Origin of the sequence: Kosakonia sp. S42 (assembly GCF_016624785.1) — a bacterium.
Taxonomy (GTDB): domain Bacteria; phylum Pseudomonadota; class Gammaproteobacteria; order Enterobacterales; family Enterobacteriaceae; genus Kosakonia; species Kosakonia cowanii.
The window spans coordinates 1-217 of sequence record NZ_JACVTW010000134.1; the positions used below are offsets into that span (position 1 = coordinate 1).

Below are 217 nucleotides of genomic sequence, written 5' to 3' on the forward strand. Positions count from 1 at the left end.
CCGGGATTTTACCAAACACATGATTCGCCTGCGTCGCGGAAATAACGGCAGCGGGTCAGAGGTGCCGGAAATCGTTTTGCTGAACAGCCATGATGGCTCCAGCAGTTATAAAATGATCCCCGGTATTTTCCGGCAGGTCTGCACAAATGGCCTGGTGTGCTGGAAGTCGTTCGGCGAAATTAACGTGCCCCACAAAGGGGATATTGTTTCGCAGGTT

1 protein-coding gene is annotated in these 217 nt (G+C 52.1%); it reads left to right on the plus strand.

Annotated elements, in window-relative coordinates:
* On the plus strand, positions 1–217 hold a 217-nt coding region (locus IAE50_RS25870), incomplete at both ends, for a DUF932 domain-containing protein (RefSeq protein ID WP_200581714.1).